The 6,480-nt window shown below is 72.1% G+C and carries 3 protein-coding genes and 2 pseudogenes; all 5 read right to left on the bottom strand.

The features are described 5' to 3' along the window. Window positions 1-42: 42 nt before the first annotated feature. On the bottom strand, window positions 43-1,203 hold the full coding sequence (locus tag C1I99_RS27765; RefSeq protein ID WP_111137165.1) for a MarR family transcriptional regulator: 1,161 nt from the start codon (window positions 1,201-1,203) through the stop codon (window positions 43-45). A 430-nt stretch (window positions 1,204-1,633) separates the two neighbouring features. Beyond that, window positions 1,634-2,687, bottom strand: a pseudogene (locus tag C1I99_RS34885) (M23 family metallopeptidase). Beyond that, window positions 2,675-3,490, bottom strand: a complete 816-nt coding sequence (locus tag C1I99_RS27755) for a replication-relaxation family protein (RefSeq protein ID WP_111137164.1) — start codon at window positions 3,488-3,490, stop codon at window positions 2,675-2,677. Before C1I99_RS27755 ends, C1I99_RS34885 begins: the two are co-directional and overlap by 13 nt. Window positions 3,491-3,552: 62 nt before the next feature. Beyond that, window positions 3,553-5,151: a type IV secretory system conjugative DNA transfer family protein gene (locus C1I99_RS27750; protein ID WP_233512758.1), complete on the bottom strand. Its 1,599-nt coding sequence runs from the start codon at window positions 5,149-5,151 to the stop codon at window positions 3,553-3,555. Continuing rightward, window positions 5,148-6,480, bottom strand: a pseudogene (locus C1I99_RS27745) (hypothetical protein); the annotation flags it as partial. The pseudogene C1I99_RS27745 and the gene C1I99_RS27750, both read right to left, overlap by 4 nt.

Genomic DNA, 6,480 nt, shown 5'->3' with positions numbered 1-6,480 from the left:
GCCGGGGCCGGGCGTGGTGCCCGGCCCCGGCGGGGCGGTAGGTCAGGCCGCTACCGGCGCGGCGGCGGCCTCGTCGGTGCCGGCCTCGTCGTCGGCGGTGGTGTCGTCGGTCTGCGGCGTGGCCCGGAACGCGCGAACCTCGGCGGTCGGGGCGGGCGGGTTGTCCGCGAGGGCGTAGGTTTCCGGGGCCTCACGGGTCAGGATCAGCACCCCGAACCCGGTCAGCTTTTCCATGGCGTTGCGGACCGCGCCGGGGCTGCGTCCGCCGATCTCACGGGCGGCGGTGCCCGGGGTCACGTCGTGGCCGGGGCCGAGGTCACGCATGAACGCCTCGACCCGGTGCCGCAACTCGTTCTTAGCCAGCTTCACCGACCCGTCGCTGTTGATCTCGCCGGTCGTGCGGCCGGTGCCGGTGGTACGCCGGGCCGAGGGGCGGCGGATCTTGCGGGTGTGCCCGCACGTCGGGCACGTGGAGTGCGTCGGGGCGTTGGCCGGGTCCACCGTGGCGAGGTCCCCGTCGCCGATGAGCCACAACTCGTTACCGTCGTCGTCAACGGGCAGGCGACGCGCGGCCCCGGCAACCTCCATCGCGGCGAGGATCGTGTCGCCCATGACGACCGACAGACCACTCTCGTTGATCGCGTTGTCGGCGGTGATGCCGTCCGGGTGCCCACCCAACACACCGGCCATGATCAACACCTTCAGGTCAGGCTGACGCGGGGCGACCGGCACCCCCGACACCGGCGCACCGGACACGGGGGCCTCCGGGAGCGCGGACTCGTCCGCCCCGCCGCCCCCGTTCGCGTCGTCGGCGGGGGTCGCCTCGTCGGTGGCGTCCGGGGTCGCGTCGGTGGCGTCGTCGGCCGGGGTCGGCTCGTCGGTGGCGTCCGGCGTCGCGTCGGTGGCGTCGTCGCCCGAGGTCGGCTCGTCGGTCGCGTCCGGCGTCGCGTCGGCCGGGGTCGGCTCGTCGGTGGTGGCGGGGTGCCAGATGTCGGCGCTCTTGCGGTTGCCGTTGGTCGGGCCGGGGGTGCGGGTGGCGGTGCCATCGGCCTCCATCGCGGCGAGGGCCTTGGAGGCGGTGGACTGTCCCACCCCGGCCTCGGCGGCGAGGTCACGGACGGTGATGCCGTCGGGGTGGTTAGCGAGGGTCCGGGCGACGGTGGCGGCGGTGGTAGTCGGGGCGGTGTTGGCGTTGGTGGACATGGCGAATAAACCTCCGCGCAATAGGGGTCGGCAATAGCGATTCCGCGTGCGCGGGGTGCGCATTGTTTGCGGTTTCGCCGGGGCGGTTTTTGTTGCCCACGTCCATGGACCCTCCGCACGCGACGATTGTCAACCCTGTTGCGCAAGACTCTTTACGGGGACCGCCCCCCGCCGCTTCCGTTCTCGATTCAGGAACCGCTACCGCCGCCCGAAACGCCATTTGACGGCCCATGTCCGACGCTGCGGCACGTTCGGCGTGGCCCCCTGGTGCTGCGTAGGGTGGGCGGCACGGGGGCCGCTCACGCCGTCTTGCGGGGTCGCGGTTTCCGGGTTGAAACGACTACGCCGCGCGCCCGGCGGACCGGACGCGCGGCGCTCACCGCAACCCGTGCGGGCCTTCTTGAATTGTGCGGAAAATCACTTCACGAATCTACAGGGCCACGCCCTTTTGGCGCATGAAAGGAACGGGGTCAACGGCATTGTTCTCGGCGGCGGGAAAGCCTTCGTGGATCTCGTAGTGCAAATGTGGACCGGACGAGTTCCCGGAACTGCCGACGTGGCCGATAGGCTGCCCCGCTATCACGGTCTGCCCTGTCCGCACCATCGGCTGTCGCACCATGTGGCAGTACCGCGAAACGATGTCGCCCGCGTGGCGGATCTCCGTATACCAGCCGCACCCGCCGAGGCCGGGGTAGCCGTCGCTGTCGCACGGCATCGGGCCGCCGGTGGGTTCCCACGACTCACCGCCGATGTTGCACCGTACGCGCACTACGACGCCGCCGGACGCGGCACGGATGACGGTGCCTTTCGCGGCCATGATGTCGACCCCGTCGTGGGCTGGCCGGTCGGCGGTGCGGTAGCCGGAACCGGCCGTGCCCGTCACGGGGCGGGTCCACCCGGAGGCGCTGATCGGCGCGCCCGTCGCACACGGGCAGCGTTCCGCCGGTGTACGCCGTCACGATCTCGGTTGCTCGTGTCTCGTGTTTGGCGTAGGCGTCCGGGTACGCCGACCGTTGCACCTTCTGTGCGGCCTCGGTGAGCGGTAGCCGTTCCCACCCGGGCACCCGTCGCAACGCCTCGTAGAACGTCGCGGCGGCGTACTCGGGGTTCATGATCTGTTCCGGGGTGCCCCATCCTTGCGACGGTCGCTGTTGGAACAGCCCCAACGAGTCATGATCGTTGTTCGGGCCGAGGTCACCGTGGTTGATCAACGAGGATTCCTGCAGGGCGGTGGCAACCGCGACCACCCACCCGCGCACCGGTACCCGCAACCGCTCACCCACGGTCACGATCAGCCCGGCGTTACGGGCCTGCTCAGGCGACAACCCCGCCGGGGTCGCACCCGGCGCGGTGACCGCCCCGACGCAGCTACCACCGCCACCGCCACCGCCGAGCACCGACGAGACGACCCCGGCGGTAGCGGCCGTGAGCAACAGCAGCAACCCGGCGACCCCGGCCGCGCCCCATACGGCTAGCCGTCCCATGGCGCACCGTCCCCGCCCGGTGCGGGCAGCCCGGCCAGGCTCACCCGGTCGGGATGCCCCGTCATGCGCCACACCGGCCCCGCCGGGCCGCCGGGCGCGGCGGCGTGGTCGGCAGCGGCGGTTGCCACGGTCAGCCCGTCCGGCACCCCGGCCCGCTGGAGGTGGGCGTGCAGGTTGGTCTCACGGGCGGTGGTGGGTAGCCAGAACAGCACCGGGTACGCGCGGCGGGGCGGTAGTGCGGCGTAGCCGGTCAGCTTGCCCACCACCCGGGCAAGTGTTTCGGTGCCGAGGTCAGCCTCGACCCAGAACGGCACCGCCGGGCCGTTGTCGGCCCACACGCCGTGTCCGTCCGGGCGGACCAGGTTGCTGCACGCCTCACGGCAGCGTGCCTCGTTCCACCACCGCGCCAGCCGCGCGCCGGGGTGTGTGCGGGCATGAGCCGTGAGCGCGACGAAGAACCCGTTCACGGTCACCAGGTGCGCCAGTGTCGGGGACATGGCGAGTCGGGCGGTGGCGTCGCGTACAGCGGCCGGGCGGGGCAACGTCTCGCCTCGTCCGGCCGCGAGTAGGGCCGCGCCGACCGGGCCGAGGGTCCACCGCCAGGATTGCGATCCGGGCCGTTGGTAGTGGCGGAACCGATCGAGGATGTCTCGATCGTGGAGGGTGTTGAGCCGGTTGCGGGCACGGCCGACGGAACCGAAGGCGAGATCGACGAGCTGATCGGTGGTGAAGGTGCGGTGCTGGTCGAGCAGGTCCAGGAGGAGTCGGTCTCGGGGGGTGAGTCGGCCGAGTTCGGCGGCCACGACGGACGCCGTGAGGCGGGGACTGCCGGTGGCAGATGTGCGGGTAGGAGGGATATCTCTTATCAGTCGGTTCCGGTCCACGGGTCCTCCTCACCGCCGTCCACGTGCGCGTAGGGCGCGTTCAAGGGGGTGTGTTCACCCGGCTGTTCGTGGTCGTTGCGTTCCTCGTTGGATCGCTCGTTAGAGGTCTCGTTAGAACCCTCGCCCTGAACAGCGAAGGTGTTGCGGCCCACCAGTTCCACCGCCGCGTCCTCGGCGGGTGCCGAGGGTTCGGCCTTGGCGGCGGCGGTTGCGGTCTCGCCGAGCAACCGGTGACGTTCCTTGATGGCGAGGCCGGTGTGGTCGCGGGCCGCGTGGCGCAGCTCGCCGGCTCGTCCTGGCACGGCCGGTGGTGGGGGCTCGGTGTCGGCGGTGACCGGTGGCACGACCCGCCCGCCCGCGACCGGACGGAGGACGACTTCGTAGCCGCCGAGGCGGATCAGGTCCCCGTCATCAAGGTAGGGGCGCAGGTGCCGGGCCTGGTCGATGGCGTCGCGGGGGGCGAGGGCGAAGTACACCTTGTTGCGGGCGTTGGCGTCGATCGCCTCTGCCATGTCCCCGGACAGTTGGCCGAGGTACTGGTGAGCGAGGACGAACGAGGTGTGCAAGCCGCGGGCCTCGGCGAGCGCGTCATCGATCCCGATCGGCAGGTGCAGGAAGTTGTGGCACTCGTCCAACACGATCATCGCGTCGGGACGCTCGTCCTCGGGGATGCGGGCGCGGGCGGTAGTGGCCTGCCACAGCCCGGCGAGGAGTAGGGAGCCGACGAGGCGGGTGCCGTCCTCGCCGATGACGCCCTTGGGTAGCCGGGCGAGCATGATGCCGCCGTCGAGGATGTCGGCGAAGGAGAACGTGGTGGCCGGCACCCCGAACAAGCTGTTCGCCATCGGATGCGCCAGCACGAGGCGCAGCCGGGACAGCAGCGGGGCGATCAGGCCGGACCGCTGGGCGGCGGGTAGCTCGTTGAACCCTTCCCAGAATTCGCCGAGGGTGTTGCCCTCCCAGGCGTTCAGCTTGCTGGTGGCGGCGTTGACCCGTGCGGTCCTCCACTTCGAGTCGGACAACAGCCGCGGTAGCTGGGCGAGGGTGGCGCCTTCGACGTGGGCGAGGGTGAGCAGGCCGTGGTAGCAGATGTCGGCGGTGCGGTGTCCCCACCATCGTGACCATACCTTCGCCATCACCGCCGTGAGGTTCGCGGCCACGTCGTGCGGACTGCCGCCGTGCACGCTCGGGTCGAGCAGGTTGATCGCCGGTGGCGCGGCCCGTTCGTCCGGGTCGATCAGGACGAGCCGGTCACCGCAGGACTTGGGCAGCCGGGCCAGGAGGTCTCGGATGAGGTCGCCCTTGGCCGGGTCGAACGCGGCCACGCCGCGCCCGGCTTCGACGTCGTCGAGGATCATCCGCATCAGCAGCGTCGTCTTGCCCGTGCCGGTCGGTCCGAGTGCGTGGATGTGGAACCGGCAGTCGGCCAAGGAGATCCCGACCCGCATCGCGGGGCCGGCGTTGGCGACGCCGATGACTTTGCCGCCCAGGCCCTGCCGGTCCTCGACCGGCACCAGGTTCAGCCGGCGCCCTTCCGGGTGAGAGGTAGAAGCGACGGCGTTGGGGTTGGTCTTGCTCATGAGGTGCTCCACACGGTTGGCGGGTCGTCGACGTTGGGCGCGGCTTGCTCTGCCGCGCGATGGTGTGTGTCCCGCTCGGTAGCCCGGAAGATGTCGCGGGTCGCGGCCCGGCGGCGTGACGCCGCGCCGGGTAGGCCGTAGGCGGCCGGTTCGGCGGGCAACCCGGCGAGGGCAGCGGCTTCCGCCACGGACACCAGGCTCATCCGCGCCTCGGACACCCACCGGTCGGCCGCCGCCAGCGCGCCGGAACGGAGCCGGCGGCGGGTGAAATGAGCCGACAGCAGCCCGAACCCGGAGCTGACATCAGCAGCGGCAGCGCGGGCGGCGGGCTTGGTGGGGCCGGCGGCGACGATGTGCACGGCGACGAGCAGGTGGGGTGCGTCGGCGTACTTCGCCCGCGCCTGCCGGGCCAGTTCGGCGGTGTACGGGTCGGTGGAACGGGTGTGCCGCCTCGGGATCGACGGGCCGGGGGTGACGATGTCCAGGACGCCGAGGATCAGCGCTCGTAGCCCGTCGGCGAGCATCCCGGCCGCGCGGGCGGTTCCTCGGGGGCGGCGGGCGCGTTGTGGGTTGGTCATCGCGCGACGGAGCAGCCGTAGGCGATGGGCGGGTGCTCGGCCGAGGTGGACTTGCAGGATCGCGCCGCCGGTGCGCCCGGCCGAGGCCAGCCCGCCGTAGACCCCCCGGAGCCGGTCCTCCTCGGGGACGCTCGCGTCCATGCCTCGGCGGTGGGTAGGCGTGGTGTCTTCGACCAGGGGTAGCCATTCCGGCTGGGTGGGCCAGACCGCGAGGGCGGCCACCGCCCCGGTGGTGGGCACGATCGGTGGGCGGGTCTGTTCGGCGCGGACACCGGGCCAGCCGCGTTGCAGCAGCCGCACCACGGCGGTCGGGTTGACCCCTGGTGGCAACCACAGTCCGCAACGCATCCCGTCGGGGTCGGCGGTGACCTCCCAGACGAGCCGGGCCGGGCGTAGCGCCCACCGGCGCGGCGCGGGCAGCGCCGTGGCGAGGAGCCGCCACAGGCCGATCGTCGCGGCCGGAGTGGCGGTCACGGGCGGGGTGATCTGCAGCCACCGGGCTGCGGCGGCGTGCCGTCGCCAAACGCGCCGCCGCCACCGCATCCACCCAACCCGCACGGCGACGAGCGCCACCAGGGCGGCGAGGAGCAACGGCCACCGGTCTCGGACGAGCGGCCACACCACGTTGGCGGCGTCGTCGCCCCAGGAACCACACAGCAGCTCGCCCACAACCGAGTCGGGCACGCCGCCCTGGCCGGGCACGCACCGGGCGGGGGTCGCAGGAGATGGCGGCGGGGACGGGGACAACGTG

The sequence above is a fragment of the Micromonospora deserti genome (assembly GCF_003236335.1).
In the GTDB taxonomy this organism is placed as follows: domain Bacteria; phylum Actinomycetota; class Actinomycetes; order Mycobacteriales; family Micromonosporaceae; genus Micromonospora; species Micromonospora deserti.
This window is presented reverse-complemented; position numbering and strand designations above follow the sequence as displayed.

What these genes read in the sequence shown, in the direction of transcription:
- C1I99_RS27765 (WP_111137165.1), bottom strand. Translation starts at nt 1,203, where the DNA reads ATGTCCACCAACGCCAACACCGCCCCGACTACCACCGCCGCCACCGTC.
- C1I99_RS27750 (WP_233512758.1), bottom strand. Translation starts at nt 5,151, where the DNA reads ATGAGCAAGACCAACCCCAACGCCGTCGCTTCTACCTCTCACCCGGAA.